The 17,782-nt window shown below is 72.9% G+C and carries 13 protein-coding genes; 6 read left to right on the forward strand and 7 right to left on the reverse strand.

Annotated features, from left to right (window positions below; genetic code table 11):
- Positions 1 to 113: 113 nt before the first annotated feature.
- The 3 genes from ACFVGY_RS35050 to ACFVGY_RS35060 form a co-directional block, all read right to left on the reverse strand.
- The gene (locus tag ACFVGY_RS35050; RefSeq protein ID WP_385685749.1) at positions 114 to 2,573 is read right to left on the reverse strand and encodes an FtsX-like permease family protein; all 2,460 of its coding nucleotides are present in this window, start codon (positions 2,571 to 2,573) and stop codon (positions 114 to 116) included.
- Positions 2,573 to 3,430: an ABC transporter ATP-binding protein gene (locus ACFVGY_RS35055; RefSeq protein ID WP_385685796.1), complete on the reverse strand. Its 858-nt coding sequence runs from the start codon at positions 3,428 to 3,430 to the stop codon at positions 2,573 to 2,575. Before ACFVGY_RS35055 ends, ACFVGY_RS35050 begins: the two co-directional genes overlap by 1 nt.
- 210 nt (positions 3,431 to 3,640) lie before the next feature.
- Positions 3,641 to 4,783, reverse strand: a complete 1,143-nt coding sequence (locus ACFVGY_RS35060) for a PP2C family protein-serine/threonine phosphatase (RefSeq protein ID WP_385685752.1) — start codon at positions 4,781 to 4,783, stop codon at positions 3,641 to 3,643.
- Between the two features lie 130 nt (positions 4,784 to 4,913).
- Here ACFVGY_RS35060 and ACFVGY_RS35065 point away from each other — a divergent pair, with 130 nt between their 5' ends.
- On the forward strand, positions 4,914 to 6,152 hold the full coding sequence (locus ACFVGY_RS35065; RefSeq protein WP_385685755.1) for a GNAT family N-acetyltransferase: 1,239 nt from the start codon (positions 4,914 to 4,916) through the stop codon (positions 6,150 to 6,152).
- A 99-nt stretch (positions 6,153 to 6,251) separates the two neighbouring features.
- Here ACFVGY_RS35065 and ACFVGY_RS35070 read toward each other — a convergent pair whose 3' ends face one another.
- Both ACFVGY_RS35070 and ACFVGY_RS35075 read right to left on the reverse strand, forming a co-directional pair.
- On the reverse strand, positions 6,252 to 7,058 hold the full coding sequence (locus ACFVGY_RS35070; protein ID WP_385685758.1) for an Fpg/Nei family DNA glycosylase: 807 nt from the start codon (positions 7,056 to 7,058) through the stop codon (positions 6,252 to 6,254).
- A 172-nt stretch (positions 7,059 to 7,230) separates the two neighbouring features.
- Positions 7,231 to 7,719, reverse strand: coding sequence for a ribose-5-phosphate isomerase (locus ACFVGY_RS35075; RefSeq protein ID WP_179175802.1), 489 nt, complete (start codon positions 7,717 to 7,719; stop codon positions 7,231 to 7,233).
- A gap of 218 nt (positions 7,720 to 7,937) precedes the next feature.
- Here ACFVGY_RS35075 and ACFVGY_RS35080 point away from each other — a divergent pair, with 218 nt between their 5' ends.
- Positions 7,938 to 9,374: an amino acid permease gene (locus tag ACFVGY_RS35080; RefSeq protein ID WP_385685761.1), complete on the forward strand. Its 1,437-nt coding sequence runs from the start codon at positions 7,938 to 7,940 to the stop codon at positions 9,372 to 9,374.
- 80 nt (positions 9,375 to 9,454) lie between these two features.
- Here ACFVGY_RS35080 and ACFVGY_RS35085 read toward each other — a convergent pair whose 3' ends face one another.
- Positions 9,455 to 10,042, reverse strand: coding sequence for a biotin transporter BioY (locus ACFVGY_RS35085; RefSeq protein ID WP_385685764.1), 588 nt, complete (start codon positions 10,040 to 10,042; stop codon positions 9,455 to 9,457).
- A gap of 281 nt (positions 10,043 to 10,323) precedes the next feature.
- On the opposite strand from ACFVGY_RS35085, the gene ACFVGY_RS35090 reads away from it, so the two are divergent.
- From ACFVGY_RS35090 to ACFVGY_RS35100, 3 genes are all read left to right on the forward strand, one after another.
- Complete coding sequence (locus ACFVGY_RS35090) at positions 10,324 to 11,736, forward strand: amino acid permease (protein ID WP_385685766.1); 1,413 nt, start codon at positions 10,324 to 10,326, stop codon at positions 11,734 to 11,736.
- Between the two features lie 225 nt (positions 11,737 to 11,961).
- A complete protein-coding gene (locus ACFVGY_RS35095; protein WP_385685769.1) occupies positions 11,962 to 13,377 on the forward strand; it encodes an amino acid permease in 1,416 nt (471 codons plus the stop codon).
- 176 nt (positions 13,378 to 13,553) lie between these two features.
- Positions 13,554 to 14,210, forward strand: coding sequence for a superoxide dismutase (locus ACFVGY_RS35100; protein WP_385685773.1), 657 nt, complete (start codon positions 13,554 to 13,556; stop codon positions 14,208 to 14,210).
- 135 nt (positions 14,211 to 14,345) lie between these two features.
- Here the strand turns inward: ACFVGY_RS35100 and ACFVGY_RS35105 are convergent, their stop codons facing one another.
- Positions 14,346 to 14,993: a DsbA family protein gene (locus ACFVGY_RS35105; protein ID WP_385685776.1), complete on the reverse strand. Its 648-nt coding sequence runs from the start codon at positions 14,991 to 14,993 to the stop codon at positions 14,346 to 14,348.
- 122 nt (positions 14,994 to 15,115) lie between these two features.
- Here ACFVGY_RS35105 and pepN point away from each other — a divergent pair, with 122 nt between their 5' ends.
- Positions 15,116 to 17,668 (forward strand): aminopeptidase N, encoded by a 2,553-nt coding sequence (gene pepN / locus ACFVGY_RS35110; protein ID WP_385685779.1) that lies wholly within the window; start codon positions 15,116 to 15,118, stop codon positions 17,666 to 17,668.
- Positions 17,669 to 17,782 lie beyond the last annotated feature (114 nt).

Here is a 17,782-nt window from a genome sequence, read left to right on the forward strand (position 1 = left end):
TCGGGGGGGGGGGTGGGGGGGGGGGGGGGGGGGGGTCGGCTCGGGGGGTACCCCTGGGGGGGGCCCGGCCCGGGCCCGCGCGGGCGGCCCCGGCCCGGGCCGGGGCCCCGCCGTCAGTGCCGTTCGGGCCGGAGGGCCCAGCGGGCCGGGAGGGCCGTGGCGGCCAGGCCGAGTGCCAGTGCGGCCGCGGCGAAGGAGGCGTACAGGGCGGGCGGGATGTGCGGGGGCTCCCCGGTGACGGCCCTGGTCAGCGGGATCAGGGTGGCCAGGGCGATCGCGGTGCCGAGGGCGGTACCCGCGCTGCCGATCAGCAGGCCTTCCCAGCGCACCATGCGCAGCACCTGGCGGCGGGTGGAGCCGACGAGGCGCAGCATCCGCAGCTCGCGGCGGCGGTCGAGGACGGTCATGACCAGGGTGTTGGCGGCGGCGATGGCCGCGAAGCCGCCGAGGACGGCCGCCATGACGGTGTTGGCCCAGGCGTTGAGGGCGCGGTCCGTGGTCTGCTGCGCGGTCCACCGTGCCGCCGGGAGCGCGGGGCCGGCGTCCGCCGGTGCCGGTCCGCGGACGAGGAGTTCGGTCGGCCGCCCGGCGGTGGTGCGGCCGGCCAGGTCGGCCGCGGGGAGGGTGACCTGGCCGAGGCCGAGGCCGCGGGTGTAGACGGCGATGACCCGGGGGCGGGCCGGGGTCCCGTCGGGCAGGCGCAGCGCGATGCGGTCGCCGACCGAGACCCGGGCGGATGCGGCGAGCGTACGGTCCACCGCGACGGTGCCGGGGGTGAGCCGGTCGAGGCTGCCCTCGCGTACACCGAGGTCGAGCACGGCGGCCGGGTTGCCGGAGACGCCCAGGGCGGACGCGGTCTCCAGGCGGCGGTTCTCGCCGGAGCCGGCCTCCGCGAGGACGGCGGTGCGGGTGACGCGCAGGCCTCCGGCGGCGTCGGAGGCGGGGTCGGGGACGACGTGGTCGGCGAGCAGTCCGGCCTCCTGCTGCTGCCGGATGGCCCGCTCCTCACTGGTGTGCAGGAACACGAGCGTCGAGGAGAAGGCCATGGCGAGCACGATCGGGGTGATCGCGGAGGTGAGGCGGCGGGCGTGGGTACGGCAGTTGGCCGCGGCGAGCGCGCCGGGGGCGCCCCCGGCGCGCAGCGGCAGGCCGAGTACGGCGGTGCACGCGCGGGCGACGAACGGGCCGAGCAGGGCCACGGCGAGCATGAAGAGCATGACGACGCCGAGTGCCGCGTTGGCGGCGTCGTCCCCGCCAGCGGTGGCGGCGAGGCCGGCGCAGGCGATGCCCCCGGCCAGGGCGGCGAGGCCGAGCGGGGTACGGATCCAGCCGGGCCGGAGGCGTTCGACGGCGGCCTCGGCGAGGGCCCGGGACGGGCGGATCCGGGCGGGGCGGCGGGCGGCGGCCCAGCCGGCCAGCAGGGCCGTGCCGAGGCCGACGGCGACGGCGGAGGCCAAAGGGATCCAGGAGACGGCGAGGTCGACGCCGGCCGGGATCGCGCCCTTCTCCTTGAGCTGTCCGAACCACCAGGCGGCCAGTGCGGCGCCGGGTACGCAGCCCAGCACGCCCGCGGCGGGTGCGACGAGCAGTGCTTCGGTGGCGACCGTGCGGCGGAGCTGGCGCGGGGTGGCTCCGAGGGCGCGCAGCAGGGCGAACTCGCGGGAGCGCTGGCCGACGGAGAGCGCCACGGTTCCGGCGGCGGTGAAGACGGCGACGAGGGTGGCGACGCCGCCGAAGGAGCCGCCGAGACCGACCAGCAGTGCCTTGGCGCCGTCGAGGTGCGGGTCCACGACGCGGGCGGGGCCGGTGAGCACCCGGGCGCGGCCGTCGAGGGCGGCGCGGGCCCGGGCGGCGAGGGCCTCGGGGTCGCCGGGGGCGAGCAGGACCACGGCGTCGAGTGCGTCGGGGTGGCCGGACAGGGCGCGGGCCTCGGTGTCGGAGAACCAGACGCCGGTGCCTTCGGCGCGCCCGACGACGCGGAACTCCCGCTTCCCGACCGGTGTGTCGAGCACGAGCCGGTCCGCGGCCCCGGCCCCGGCCGCAACCGGTCCGGCCCCGGACCCGGAGCCGGAGCCGGAGCCGGAGCCTGAGCCGGTGACGACCTCCCCCGGCGCCTGCGGGGCCAGGCCCGCGCTGAGCTGCGTACGGGTGAAGGCGGAGGAGCCCCACCCGGAGGCCTCGACCTCGGGCCCGCGGCCCCCGGCGGCGGCGCCGGCTCCGCCGCCGGCCACGGCCCGTACGGGGAACGCCACGTCGGGCACGGCCCGCCCGAGCGGGGCGAGCCGTGCCAGCAGGGCGGCGTCGACCCGGGCGCGGTCCGGGATCCGGGCGGTGAGGTCGTGGGCGCCCTCGCCGCTGCCCACCCGCAGGCGGGCCTGCTGGTCGGCGGCGACCACGACGGGGGCCGCGGCGTACCGGCCGGGCTGCGCGGAGGCCCGTACGCCGGTCTCCAGCAGGATTCCGCAGGCGCTGACGACGGCGACGGTCATGAGCAGGGCGAGGAAGGTGCCGGCGAAGGCCGCCGGGCGGAAGCGCACCGCCGCGCGGGCCAGGCCGTTGGTGCGGCGGAACATCAGGCGGCCGCTCCCGTGTACGCCGGGGCGGTCAGCGCGGTCATGCGGCCGGCGATGGTCGCGGCGGAGCTGCGCGGCAGCCGGTCGGCGATCAGCCCGTCGGCGAGGAAGAGCACCTGGTCGGCGTGGGCGGCGGCGGCCGGGTCGTGGGTGACCATGACGACGGTGGCGCGCAGGGAGTCGACGGCGGCCCGGAGCAGTCCGAGGATCTCGGCGGCGGTGGTGGTGTCCAGGGCGCCGGTGGGCTCGTCGGCGAACACCACGTCGGGGCGGGTGACCAGGGCCCGGGCGATGGCGACGCGCTGCTGCTGGCCGCCGGAGAGCTCGGCGGGGCGGCGGCGGCCCTTGCCGTCGAGGCCGACGCGGCTGAGCAGGTCGGCGGCCCGGGCACGGTCCTGGCGGACGCCGGCGAGCCGCATCGGGAGCAGCACGTTCTGCTCGACGGTGAGGGAGGGCAGCAGGTTGAACGCCTGGAAGACGAAGCCGAGGCGGGTGCGGCGGAGTTCGGTGAGCTCGTTCTCGTTCATGCCGGTGATCTCGGTGCCGCCGAGGCGGACGGATCCGGCGGTGGGCAGGTCGAGTCCGGCCGCGCACTGCAGGAAGGTGGACTTGCCGGAGCCGGACGGGCCCATCACGGCGGTGAAGCTGCCGCGCGGCAGGCTGAGGTCGATGCCGCGCAGGGCGTGGACGGTGGCGGCGCCGCGCCCGTACTCCCGGCGTACGCCGCGCAGTTCGACGGCGGCCGCGCGGTCGTGGCCGTCGTAGCGGTCGTGGCGGTCGTGGCCGCCGTGGCCGTCGTGGCCGTCGTACGCGGTCTTCGCGCCCTCGTGCTGCCGCCTGCTCCGCCGGAACCCCATGGTGTCCCCCTCCGCTGTGGCCGGCGCTCCGGCCGTGGCCATGGCCGTGACCGTGACCGTTTTCGTGGCCGTGGCCGTGGCCGTTTCCGTGCCGTGGTCGATGGTGTGCTCGACGCTACGGACGGGGCGGGGGCGGCGGCCATGGCGCAGCCCGGCGGATCGCCGGTGGGGAAAACCCCACCCGCGCCGGAAGTCCCGGGGGGCTGCGCCTCAGGGCGAGCGGCGGATGATCAGCAGCGCGCGGTCGTCGTTGACGTCCTTGGCGACCTTCTCGATCAGGTGCCAGGCGGCGCCCTCCCAGCCGGCCGCGACATAGCGGTCGGCCTCGCCGGTCAGCCGGTCGATGCCCTCGCTGATGTCGCGGTCGGCGGTCTCCACGAGGCCGTCGGTGAAGAGCATCAGCACGTCGCCGCGGCGGAGGTTGCCGCGGGCGGGCTCGAACTCGGCGCCGTCGTAGACGCCGAGCAGCGGGCCCTCGCCGGACTTCTCCTGCCAGCGGCCGGATCCCGCGGAGAGTTGCAGGGCGGGCAGGTGGCCGGCGGAGAGGAGTTCGTAGTCGCCGGTCTGCAGGTCGAGGACGAGGTGGACGGAGGTGGCGAAGCCCTCGTCCCAGTCCTGCCGGAGGAGGTAGCCGTTGGCGGCGGGCAGGAAGCCGTGCGGGGGCAGCGCGCCGAGCAGGCCGCCGAAGGCGCCGGACAGCAGCAGGGCGCGGGATCCGGCCTCCATGCCCTTGCCGGAGACGTCGGTGAGGACGACCTCCAGGGTCCGGCCGCCGTGGGTCCGGGCGGCGACCACGAAGTCGCCGGAGAAGGACTGGCCGCCGGCGGGCCGCAGGGCCATCTCGCGGTGCCAGCCGCGCGGCAGGGCGGGCAGCTGGCTCTGGACCCGGATGCGTTCGCGCAGGTCGAAGAGCATGGTGCCGCCCCGCCGCCAGGGCACGCCGACGCGGCTGCGGAACTGGGCGATGACGAGTCCGAAGAATCCGCAGGCGGCCACGACCAGGACCGTGCCGGGGGTGACCCGGGCCGGGCCCCCGGTGTAGGGGCCGAGGACCAGCGCCTCGACGATCAGTGCGGCCGCGGAGGCCGCGTAGAGGGCGAGCAGGCTCGCGGGACGCAGCAGCAGGCCGCCCGCGACGATGGGCAGGACGAGGGCGGCCGGCGAGAACCACACCGGCAGCATCAGCGTGCCGCAGGCGATGGCGGGAACGGTGGCGAGGAGTCCGGCGAAGGCGAGCCAGTCGGAGGCGTCGCCGCGGAAGTAGTCGACGGCGGATTTGCGCAGGGCGGTGCGGGCCCGGTGCCAGGTCAGGCGTGCCCGGGCCATGAGCGTCTCCACACGTGCTCCGGCCATGTCCTTCGGGACCCTATCCATCCTGGCTGTGCGCGCGCAGGGGGACCCCCGGACCGGCGGGGTTCCGCCAGGCCCGAGGTCGTCCGAAATCCCGTCGACCGGGGTGGATTGCCCTGCTAAGGATGACCTTATGGCTCTTGAGATGCGTGTATTGCAGTCTGATGAGTGGGATGCCCTGTACGACCACCTGGAACTGGCGTTCGGCGGCGTGCCCGATTCCTCCGAGGCGCGGGAGCTCTACCGGTCGCTGACGGAGGTCGAGCGGTCGCTGGCCGTCTGGGACGGGCAGGCCTGCGTCGGCTCGGCCTCGGCGTTCAGCTTCCGGCTGTCGGTGCCGGGGGCCGACCCGGTGCCGGCCGCGGGGGTGACGATGGTGGGCGTCGCGCCGACCCACCGCCGCCGGGGGATCCTCTCCTCCCTGATGCGCCGCCAGCTGGACGACGTACGCGCCGGCGGCGAGCCGCTGGCCGTGCTGACGGCGTCGGAGCCGGCGATCTACGGGCGCTTCGGCTACGGCATCGCGGCGCACGAACTGTCCCTGGACATCGACACCGACCGGGCGGGCCTGACGGTGCCGCCGGCCACGGACACGCTGCGGCTGCGCATCGTCGACCCGGCCAAGGCGCTGGGCGACTGCGAGCGGGTGTACGCGCAGCTGGTGGCCCGGCGGCCCGGCATGCCGGCGCGGCAGCCCGGCTGGGAGCGGCTGCCGCTGCTGGACCCCGAGTCGGACCGCGAGGGCGCGTCCCGGCTGATGTGCGTGGTCGCGGAGCGGCCGGACGGTGAGGTGGCCGGGTACGCGCGCTACCGGGTCAAGCCGGACTGGGACGCCGCCGGGGCGCGGGGCACGGTCACGGTGCGCGACCTCGACGCGCTGGACCCGGCGGCGGCGGCCGCGCTGTGGCGCTACCTGTTCGGCATCGACCTGACCTCGACGCTGCGGGCCGGCCGGCGGCCGGTGGACGATCCGGTCCTGCACCTGCTCGGCGACGCGCGCCGGGCGCGGCCGAGCACGGCCGACTCGCTGCACGTCCGCCTGGTGGACCTGCCCGCGGCGCTGCGGGCGCGCGGCTACGGGGCCACGCTGGACGTGGTGCTGGAGGTGGAGGACGCGTTCTGCCCGTGGAACGCGGGGCGGTGGCGACTGGTCACCGCCGGCCCGGGCGGTGCCGTGTCCTGCGTCCGGACCGCGGATCCGGCGGACCTGGCACTGTCGGCCCGGGAGCTGGGCGCGGCGTACCTGGGCGGGGTCGCGCTGACCTCGCTGGCCGGGGCCGGCCTGGTGCGCGAGCTGCGTCCGGGCGCGCTGGTGGCGGCGTCGCGGGCGTTCGCCGGGGACGTGGCCCCCTGGCTGCCGCACGGCTTCTGACCGGGGCCGGGGCCGGGCAGGGGCCGGCCCGGGGGCGGTGGCGGGGCGATTCCCGGCCCGTGGGGCCGGGACGGGGACGGGGCGGCGGACTCCGCCGGCTCAGCGGGCCTGGCAGCCCGGGCACCAGAAGAGGTTGCGGGCGGCGAGGTCGGCGGTGCGGATCTCGCCCCCGCAGATGTGGCAGGGCAGGTGGGCGCGCCGGTAGACGTAGACCTCGCCGCCGTGGTCGTCCACGCGCGGCGGGCGTCCCATGGCCTCGGGCAGGTGCTCGTCACGGACGGTGTCGATCCGGTTCTTCCGCACGCCGTCGCGCATCAGCACCGCCAGGTCCGCCCACATCGCGTCCCACTCGGCGCGGGTGATGTCCTTGCCCAGGCGGTAGGGGTCGATGTGGTGCCGGAAGAGGACCTCGGCGCGGTAGACGTTGCCGATGCCCGCGACGATCTTCTGGTCCATCAGGAGTGCGGCAATGGTGGTGCGGGAGCGGGAGATCCGCTTCCATGCGAGGTCGGGGTCGTCGTCCGGCCGCAGCGGGTCGGGGCCGAGCCGGTCGTGTATCGCCTTCTTGCCGCCCCCGTCGATCAGGGCGCAGGCGGTCGGGCCGCGCAGGTCGGCGTAGTGCTCGTCGTTCAGCAGGCGCAGGCGCACCGTGTCGGCGGCGGGCGGGGCCGGGGCGGGGCCGAAGCCGAGCTTGCCGAAGAGGCCGAGGTGGATGTGGATCCAGGCGTCGCCGAGCTCCAGGAACAGGTGCTTGCCGTGGGCCTCGGCGCTCTCCAGCTCGCGTCCGTCGAGCAGCGCGGCGCTCTCGGCGAACCGGCCCTGCGGGCTGCTCACCCGGACCGGGCGGGCGGCGAACCGCTCGGTGTGGTCCTGGGCGAGGCGGTGGATCGTATGCCCCTCGGGCACGGCTGCTCTCCTCCTGGTGTCGCCGCGCGGGCGGGCCGCCGGGCGCGGGAACGGCCCGGGCGCGGGAATGGCTGCGGGCGCGGGAACGGCCGCGGGCCCGGGAACGGCCGCGGGCCCGGGCGGCGGGAACGGCCGTGCCGCCGGACTCGCGGGTCCGGCGGCACGGGGCGTCCTACTGGTCCTGCGGGTGGTGGGCCGGGATCGGGGGCAGCTCGCCGGTCTGCTCGTAGGCGGAGAGCATGTCGATGCGGCGGGTGTGGCGCTCCTCGCCCGAGTACGGGGTCGCCAGGAAGGCCTCGATGAAGGAGGTGGCCTCGTCCTGGGTGTGCATGCGGCCGCCGACGGAGATGACGTTGGCGTTGTTGTGCTCGCGGCCGAGCTTCGCGGTCTCGACGCTCCAGGCCAGGATGGCGCGGACGCCCTTGACCTTGTTGGCGGCGATCTGCTCGCCGTTGCCGGAGCCGCCGATGACGATGCCCAGGCTGCCCTCGTCGGCGGCGGTCTTCTCCGCGGCACGCAGGCAGAACGGCGGGTAGTCGTCGACGGCGTCGTAGATGTGGGGCCCGCAGTCGACGGGCTCGTGGCCGTTGTTCTTGAGCCAGTCCACGAGGTGGTTCTTCAGCTCAAAGCCGGCGTGGTCGGATCCGAGGTAGACGCGCATGGGACGAGTGTGTCACGAGCGACCCCGACAACCCGCCCCGGGGTGTCGCGTAAGTCACGTCTAAAGCTCAAGTAAACCCAAAGAACGCAGATGAGACACGGTGGGACCAAGGTCTCGGACCTTCCTCCTAGGCAACGATCCGGATGCGGGTCTTCCACCTGCGTTCATCTCGGGTTTGAATGCCGGGACTCGCAACCCGGGAACCTAAGGATTCGTCCATGAGCACCACGACGACCCTTCAGAAGGCAGGCGACCCCACCGGTAACCCCGGCGGCGCCACGCCCAATGACGGTCTCAAGGCCGGTCTCAAGAACCGCCACCTGTCCATGATCGCCATTGGCGGTGTCATCGGCGCCGGACTCTTCGTCGGCTCCGGCGGCGGTATCGCCAAGGCGGGCCCCGCCATCCTCCTCTCCTACATGCTCGTCGGCGCCATGGTCGTCTTCGTCATGCGGATGCTCGGTGAGATGGCCGCCGCCAGCCCGAACTCGGGCTCCTTCTCCGCCTACGCCGACCGCGCGCTCGGCCGCTGGGCCGGCTTCTCCATCGGCTGGCTGTACTGGTTCTTCTGGGTCGTCGTCCTGGCCGTCGAGGCCACCGCCGGCGCCGTGATCCTGGAGGGCTGGGTCCCCGCCGTCCCGCAGTGGGCCTGGGCCCTGATCGTGATGGCCGTCCTGACCGTCACCAACCTCGGCTCGGTCGCCTCCTACGGCGAGTTCGAGTTCTGGTTCGCCGGCATCAAGGTCGTCGCCATCGCCGCCTTCGTCGGCATCGGCCTGCTGGCCGTCTTCGGCGTCCTGCCGGGCTCCGACAACCCGGGCGCGGGCTTCGCGCACCTCACCGACGCCGGCGGCTTCATGCCGAACGGCTGGGGCTCCGTCCTCACCGGTGTGCTGATGGTCGTCTTCTCCTTCATGGGCAGCGAGATCGTCACGCTGGCCGCCGGCGAGTCCGAGGACCCGCGCCGCGCCGTCACCAAGGCCACCAACTCGGTCATCTGGCGCATCGCGGTCTTCTACCTGGGCTCGATCTTCGTCGTCCTGACCCTGCTGCCGTGGAACGACAAGTCGATCGTGGAGAAGGGCTCGTACGTCGCCGCCCTCGACTCCATCGGCATCCCGGCCGCCGGCCAGATCATGAACGTGATCGTCCTGACCGCCGTGCTGTCCTGCCTGAACTCCGGCCTCTACACCGCCTCCCGCATGGCGTTCTCGCTGGGCGAGCGCGGTGACGCCCCCAAGGCCTTCTCCAAGGTCAACAAGCGGGGCGTGCCGATGGCCGCCATCCTGGGCTCCACGGTCTTCGGCTTCGTCGCCGTCGTCTTCAACTACACCAACCCGGACACCGTCTTCAGCTTCCTGCTGAACTCCTCCGGTGCGATCGCGCTCTTCGTCTGGCTGGTCATCTGCCTGACCCAGCTGCGCATGCGCAAGATCCTGCTCGCCGAGGCCCCGGAGAAGCTGACGGTGAAGATGTGGCTCTTCCCGTATCTCACCTACGCCACCGCCGCGATGATCGTCTTCGTCCTGGGCTACATGCTCTATGACGAGGGCAACCGCGAGACCGTGGTGCTGTCGGTGCTGGTCGCCGCAGCCGTGATCGCGGTCGGCGTGGTGCGCGACGTCCGCCGCCGCAAGGCCGCCGTCCAGGCCTGACCCGCAAGGGCTCACGACGGCAGCAGCCCCGGACCGCGCATCGCGGTCCGGGGCTGCTCGCGTCGGGGGGCTGCCGGGTGTTACGAGCGGCCGACCAGCTTCCAGGCGGTCGGCAGCAGGCCCATGGCCAGCAGCGCCTTGAGCGCGTCGCCGATCAGGAACGGGGTCATGCCCGCCGCGACGGCCGCACCGAAGGACATGCCGGTGGACAGCGCCAGGTACGGAACGCCCACCGCGTAGATCACGGCGGAGCCGAGCGCCATCGCACCGGCCGTGCGCAGCACCGAGCGGTCGGCGCCGCGGCGGGCCAGGGCGCCCACGACGGTGGCGGCCAGCAGCATGCCGAGGACGTAGCCGAAGGACGCGCCGCCCGCACCGGAGGTGCCGTTCGCGAACCAGGGCAGTCCGGCCGCGCCGAGGAGTGCGTACAGGCCGAGCGAGAGGAAGCCGCGACGGGCGCCGAGCGCGGTGCCGACGAGCAGCGCCGCGAAGGTCTGGCCGGTGACCGGGACCGGGGAGCCGGGGACGGGCACGGCTATCTGCGCGGCTAGGCCGGTCAGGGCGGCTCCGCCGACGACGAGCGCGATGTCGCGGGCGCGGCTCGCGGGCAGCAGGTCGGCCAGGACGGCGCCGGGGCGGAAGGAGACGGAAGCAGAGGCGGTGCTCATCGGGACTCCGCGGGATGAGGGATGACGGGACGATCACCGACGCTAGTGGGCGGGCCCGCACCGCCCCACCGCTGCCCGGGACAAAGCCCTACTCCCCCCTTTGGTCGGAAGTGCACAAAGTCCTCGGTTCACACCTGAGGCGTCGTGATGCTCATCACGAGTCAGATCAGTCAACACATCCTTTTTGCGCGGAAGGGCGCCCTCCGGTGAGACTGTAGGGTCCCGCCAACTACTGCGGAGCCCACCGCCGCTGCCGAGCACGAGAGTACGAGCCTCCACTCATGCGCGACCCCCAGACCGAGACCCCACCGGGCGGCCCCGAGCTGCCCGCAGAACCCCTGAGCCACAGCCTCAAGCAGCGCCACCTGACCATGCTGGGCCTCGGCGGCGTGATCGGCGCCGGGCTGTTCGTCGGCTCCGGCGCCGGCATCGGCATCGCCGGCCCCGCGATCATCTGCTCCTACCTGCTGGCCGGCGCCCTGGCCATGCTGGTGATGCGGGCACTGGGCGAGATGTCCGCCGCCCTGCCCGCCTCCGGTTCGTTCTCCGTGTACGCGGAGCGGGCGCTGGGCCGCTGGGCGGGCTTCTCGGCGGGCTGGCTGTACTGGTTCCTGCTGGTCGTGGTGCTGGCCGTGGAGGCCACCGGCGCGGCGAAGATCGCGCACGGCTGGGTGCCGGCCGTCGACCAGTGGCTGTGGGTGCTGCTCTTCATGGTGGTCTTCACCCTCAGCAACCTGGCGGCGGTGAAGAACTTCGGCGAGTTCGAGTTCTGGTTCGCCGCCCTCAAGGTCGGCGCGATCGTCCTGTTCCTGATCCTGGGCACCCTGGCGATCTTCGGCATCCTGCCCGACACCGAGCCGGTCGGCCTGACCAACCTGACCGGGAACGGCGGCTTCTTCCCGGCGGGCGCGGGCGGTGTGATCGCCGGCATGCTGGCGGTCATCTTCGCCTTCGGCGGCCTGGAGGTCGTCACCATCGCCGCCGCCGAGTCGGACGACCCGGCGCGCTCGGTGGCCCGCGCCGTGCGCAGCGCGGTGTGGCGCATCCTCTTCTTCTACGTCGGCTCCATGGTGGTCATCGTCACGCTGCTGCCGTGGGACTCGCTGGAGCCGGGCCAGAGCCCGTACGTGGCGGTACTGGACTCCATCGGCATCCCGGCGGCCGGGCAGATCATGAACATCGTGGTGTTCGTGGCGCTGCTGTCGGCGCTCAACGCCAATCTGTACGGCTCCTCGCGCATGGTCTTCTCACTGGCCGAGCGCGGCGAGGCGCCGGCGTCGCTGCTGAAGGTCTCGCGGGGCGGGGTGCCCCGCCGGGCCGTGTTCGCCTCGGTGGCCTTCGGGTTCGTCTCGGTGGTGCTGAACCTGCTGTGGCCGGACACGGTCTTCCTCTACATGCTCAACGCGGTCGGCGCGGTGCTGCTGTTCGTGTGGGCGCTGATCGCGGTCTCGCAGCTGCGGCTGCGCCGGGAGCTGGAGCGGGACATGCCGGAGCGGCTGACGCTGCGGATGTGGTGCTTCCCGTACCTGACGTGGGTGGCGCTGCTGGGGATGGCGGCGGTGCTGGCGCTGATGCTGTTCGACGAGGGGGCGCGGCCGCAGCTGCTGTGGTCCTCCGGTGCGGCGGCCGCGGTGCTGGTGGTGGCGTGGGTCCGGGAGGTGCAGGCGCGCCGCTCGAAGGGGGCTTCCGCCTGATCGCCGGACGGTGGTGAGGGGAACGGGCTCGGGACGTCACGTCCCGGGCCCGTTTTCCGTGTGCCGTTTTCCATGTTCCGTGCTCCGCGTTCCCGTGCTCCGCGTTCCCGTGTTCCGTGTTCCGTGTTCCGCTTTCCGCGGGTGTGCGATCACGTGGAGTGAGACCGCGGTCCGGATACCGGACGCAAACCGTCCGATAAACGGACGATCGAGAGACTGGCCCGAATGAGCCAGAGCACCTTCACGTCCCCCGCGCGGCAACGGCCGGCGGATCCCGACCCCGACGCGGGAGCGCCCCTCGGTAGCGGCCTCAAGCAGCGCCACCTCTCGATGATCGCCCTCGGCGGGGTCATCGGCGCCGGGCTCTTCGTGGGTTCCGGCGCCGGCGTCGCCGCCGCGGGACCGTCCATCGTGATCGCGTACGTCCTGTCCGGGCTGCTGGTGATGTGCGTGATGCGGATGCTCGGCGAGATGTCCGCCGCGAACCCCGCCTCCGGCTCCTTCTCGGTGCACGCGGAGCGGGCGATCGGCCCCTGGGCCGGGTTCACCGCCGGCTGGATGTTCTGGACGCTGCTGTGCGTGGGCGTGGCGATCGAGGCGATCGGCGCGGCGCACATCATGACCGGCTGGTTCCCCGGCACCCCGTCGTGGGTGTGGGTGCTCGCCTTCATGACGCTGTTCTGCGGCACGAACCTGGCCGCGGTCTCCCACTTCGGCGAGTTCGAGTTCTGGTTCGCCGCCCTCAAGATCGGCGCGATCGCGCTCTTCCTCGGCCTGGGCGTGCTCGCGGTCGCGGGGCTGCTGCCCGGCACCTCTTCCCCCGGCACCGCGAACCTGCTGCCCGACGGGGGCTTCCTGCCGAACGGGGTGGACGGCCTGCTCGTCGGCGTGCTGGCCTCGGTCGTCGCGTACGGCGGCCTGGAGACGGTGACCATCGCGGCCGCCGAGTCCGCGGATCCGGTCCGGGGCGTGGCCCGGGCCGTACGGACCACCATGTGGCGAATCGCGGTCGTCTACGTCGGCTCGATGCTGGTCGTGGTGACGCTGCTGCCGTGGAACGACCCGGCGGTGACCGAACAGGGCCCGTACGCGGCGGCCCTGGACCGGCTGGGCATCCCGGCCGCGGGCGAAATCATGAACGCGGTCGTCCTGATCGCCCTGCTGTCCGCGATGAACGCCAACGTCTACGGCTCCTCCCGCATGGCGTACTCGCTCGTCTCCCGCGGCCAGGGCCCGAAGGCGCTCGGCAAGGTCAGCGGCCGGGTGCCGCGCCGGGCGGTGCTCGCCTCCTGCGGCTTCGGCTTCGTCACCGTGCTGCTGTCGTACTGGTACCCGGACACCCTGTTCGCCTGGCTCCTGAACATGGTCGGCGGGGTCATCCTCGTCGTCTGGGGCTTCATCGCCGTCTCGCAGCTCGTGCTGCGGAAGCGGCTGGCGCGGGAGGAGCCCGGGAAGCTGGTCGTGCGGATGTGGGGCTTCCCGTACCTGACCTGGGCGGCGCTGGCCGGGGTGGCCGGGGTGCTGGCGCTGATGGCCTGGAACCCCGACACGCGGGTGCAGGTGGTCTTCACCGGGGGGCTGACCGCCTTCCTCGCCGGCACCGGGTTCCTGATGCAGCGTCGGGCCGCGGCCCGGGGCTGACGGCAGCAGCACACCGCCGGGGGCAGGTTCCGCGCGAGCGCGCGGGGCCCGCCCTCGCGCGTACCCGAGGCGTACCAAGGTGAGCCTTACATGTAACCCGGAATAGATACTGCTAGCGTGCAGTTGCGCATTGATTGCAATAGCAGTTGGCACGCTGAGGGGACCGGATTACACGCATGGCCATCTACACGCTTCCCGAGCTTCCGTACGAGTACTCGGCTCTGGAGCCGGTGATCAACCCGCAGATCATCGAGCTGCACCACGACAAGCACCACGCTGCCTACGTCAAGGGCGCCAACGACACCCTGGAGCAGCTGGAAGAGGCACGGGACAAGGAGAACTGGGCCGCACTGAACGGCCTGGAGAAGAACCTCGCCTTCCACCTCTCGGGCCACATCCTGCACAGCATCTACTGGCACAACATGGCCAGCCCGAAGACCGGCGAGGGCGGCGGCGAGCCGACCGCGGCCGACGGCCTGGGTGACCTCGCCGACGCGCTCACCGAGTCCTTCGGCTCCTTCGCGAAGTTCAAGAAGCAGCTGACCTTCGCCTCCTCCGCCACGCAGGGCTCCGGCTGGGGCGTCCTCGCGTACGAGCCGATCAGCGGGCGCCTGATCGTCGAGCAGATCTACGACCACCAGGGCAACGTCGGCCAGGCCTCGGTGCCGATCCTGGTCTTCGACGCCTGGGAGCACGCCTTCTACCTGCAGTACAAGAACCAGAAGGTGGACTTCATCGAGGCGATGTGGAACGTCGTCAACTGGCAGGACGTGGCCAAGCGCTACGCCGACGCCAAGGCCAACACCCCGCTGCTGATCCCCGCCAAGGGCTGACCACAGCCGGGGGAGCGCCCCCACCAGCCCGTCCGCCTCGTGATCGTCTTCTCAACCTTCGCGTGCGGGCGTGTCCAGCAGAAGACCCCCGTGAGGACGTGACTCACGGGGGCCTTCTGTCGGTCCGGGTCCGGCCTACTCGAAGCTCGGGCCCGCGGTCCGGGTCCGCTTGATCTCGTAGAAGCCCGGGGTGGAGGCGACGAGCAGGGTGCCGTCCCACAGGCGGGCCGCGGCCTCGCCGCGCGGGGTCGGGGTGACGACCGGGCCGAAGAAGGCCACCTCGCCGCCGTCCGCACCGGGCACGGAGATCACCGGCGTGCCCACCTCCTCCCCGACGCGCGAGATGCCGTTGTCGTGCGAGGCCCGCAGCACCTCGTCGTACTCGTCGGAGTCGGCGTAGTCGATCAGCTCGGCCGGCAGGCCGACCTCGTCCAGGGCGGCGGCGATGACCTCGCGGGTCGCGCCGAGGTCCTCGTTGTGGATCCGGGTCCCGAGGGCGGTGTAGAGCTTGCCGGTGACCTCGTCACCGTGCTTCTGCTGGGCGGCTATCACGACGCGCACCGGGGCGAAGCCCTTGGGACCGAGGATCTCGCGGTACCGCTCGGGCAGTTCGTCGAGCTTGTTCTCGTTCAGCACGGCGAGGCTCATCACGTGCCAGCGCACCTCGACGTCGCGGACCTTCTCAACCTCCAGCATCCAGCGGGAGGTCATCCAGGCCCAGGGGCACAGCGGGTCGAACCAGAAGTCGACCTGGGTCTTCTCGCGCACCTGGGTGTCGGTCATGTCTCTCCTTGGTCGGACGATCCATCCGTGGTCGTGTCTTCCTGGCCAACCGGGCCGGGGCGGGCCGCATTCCCCGTGGGAGGATTCCGACACCTATCGCGATCTCGCACGAAGGAGTGCACGTGCCCGGAGAGAACCTGTCCCGTGACGAGGCCCGTGTCCGGGCGGAACTGCTGTCGGTCGACGGGTACGAGGTCTCCCTCGACCTGACGTCCGCCGTGGACGAGGCCGAGCCCGCCGAGGGCCCGAGGACCTTCCGCTCGGTGACGACCGTCCGCTTCCGGGCGGCCGCACCGGGCTCGTCCACCTTCGCGGACCTGATCGCCCCCTCCGTGAACTCCGTCACCCTCAACGGGCAGGAGCTCGACCCGGCCGCCGCCTTCGACGGGGCGCGCATCGCCCTGGACGGCCTGGCCTCCGAGAACGTCCTCGTGGTCGACGCGAACTGCGCGTACAGCCGGACGGGTGAGGGCATGCACCGCTTCGTCGACCCGGAGGACGGCGAGGTCTACCTCTACACCCAGTACGAGCCGGCAGACGCCCGCCGGGTGTTCGCCAACTTCGAGCAGCCCGACCTGAAGGCGCCGTACCGCTTCGAGGTGACCGCGCCCGAGGGCTGGCAGGTGTGGAGCAACGGCGCGGAGGAGTCGCGCGAGGGCCTGACCCGGCGGTTCGCCGAGACCGCGCCGATCTCGACGTACATCACCTGCGTGGTGGCGGGCCCCTACCACTACGTGACGGACACCTACACGCGCGGGGACCTGACGATCCCGCTGGGCGCGATGTGCCGCAAGGGGCTGGCCAAGCACTTCGACGCCGACGACGTCTTCCTCGTCACCAAGCAGGGCTTCGACTTCTTCCACGAGCACTTCGACTACCCGTACCCGTTCGGGAAGTACGACCAGGCGTTCGTGCCCGAGTACAACCTCGGTGCGATGGAGAACCCGGGCATGGTGACGTTCCGGGAGGAGTACATCTTCCGCGGGAAGGTGACGCGGGCGGCGTACGAGCGGCGCTGCAACACGATCCTGCACGAGATGGCCCACATGTGGTTCGGTGACCTCGTCACCATGAAGTGGTGGGACGACCTGTGGCTGAAGGAGTCCTTCGCGGACTTCATGGGCTCCTTCTCGCAGGTGGAGGCGACCCGCTTCGACACGGCGTGGGTGACCTTCGCCAACAGCCGCAAGGCGTGGGCCTACCGGGCCGACCAGCTGCCGTCCACCCACCCCATCACGGCCGACATCCGCGACCTGGAGGCCGCCAAGCTCAACTTCGACGGCATCACGTACTCCAAGGGCGCGGCCGTGCTCAAGCAGCTGGTCGCGTACGTGGGGCGGGAGGCGTTCCTGGAGGGCGCGCGGCGCTACTTCAAGGCCAACGCGTACGGGAACACCACCCTGGACAACCTGCTGTCGGTGCTCGGCGAGGTCTCCGGGCGGGACATGGCCGCGTGGTCCCGGGCCTGGCTGCAGACGGCGGGCGTGAACGTGCTGACGCCGGTGGTGACGTACGACGCGGGCGGCCGGGTGACCGAGCTGGCCGTCCTCCAGGAGGGCGACGAGCTGCGCCCCCACCGGGTCGCGGTCGGTCTGTACCGGCTGGAGGAGGGACAGCTGGTCCGCTTCGCGCAGGCCGAGGCGGACGTGTCGGGGGCGCGGACGGTCGTGGCGGAGCTGGCCGGGCAGGAGCGGCCCGACCTGGTGCTCGTCAACGACGACGACCTCACCTACTGCAAGGTCCGCTTCGACGAGCGCTCGTTGGAGACGCTGCGCACCCGGCTGGGCGACATCACGGACCCGCTGGCGCGGGCGCTGTGCTGGTCGGCGCTGTGGAACCTGACCCGCGACGGTCTGATGCCGGCGCGGGACTTCATCTCCCTGGTCCTGGCCCACGCGGGCCGCGAGAGCGATGTCGGCGTACTGCAGATGGTGCACTCGCAGGCGCTGGCCGCGCGCGCCCACTACGCCGCCCCCGGGTGGCGCGAGCAGGGCGGGAAGGTGTTGGCGGCCGGCGCCCTGCACGAGCTGCGGCGCGCGGAGCCCGGCTCCGAGCACCAGCTGACGTGGGCCCGGTTCTTCGCGGCGGGTGCGGCGACGGAGGGCGACTTCCAGCTGCTGCTGGGCCTGCTGGACGGTTCGGCGCGGATCGACGGGCTGGAGGTGGACCAGGAGCTGCGCTGGGACTTCCTGCTGCCGCTGGCCGCCCACGGCACGGTGGACGAGGCCGTGCTGGCGACGGAACTGGCCCGCGACGACACGGCGTCCGGCAAGCGGCACCAGGTGCGCTGCCTGGCGGCGCGGCCTTCGGCGGCGGTCAAGGACCAGGCGTGGGCGGTGGTCGTCGAGTCGGACACCCTGTCGAACGCGCTGGTGGAGGCGACGATCGCGGGCATGCAGCAGCCTTCGCAGCGGGCCCTGCTGGCCCCGTACACGGACCGCTACTTCGAGGTGATCGAGCGGATCTGGGCGGAGCGGTCGATCCAGATCGGCATGCACGTGGTGCGGGGCCTGTTCCCGGCGCTCCAGGACAGCCGGGCGACGCTCGACGCGACGGACGCGTGGCTGGCGGCCCACGAGGACGCGGCGCCGGCGCTGCGGCGGCTGGTACTGGAGGGCCGTGACGACCTGGCCCGGGCCCTGCGCGCCCAGGCCTGCGACGCGGCCGCCGAGTAGCGGCCGCCACTCGGCCTCCAGGGGGCTCCGCCCCCGAACCCCCGTCGCTTATACACAACTGACGCGGCCCACCACAAAGCAAATGTATATCTCGGTGGGGGCCGGGTATAAAAA

It is taken from the genome of Streptomyces sp. NPDC127106 (assembly GCF_042677605.1).
In the GTDB taxonomy this organism is placed as follows: domain Bacteria; phylum Actinomycetota; class Actinomycetes; order Streptomycetales; family Streptomycetaceae; genus Streptomyces.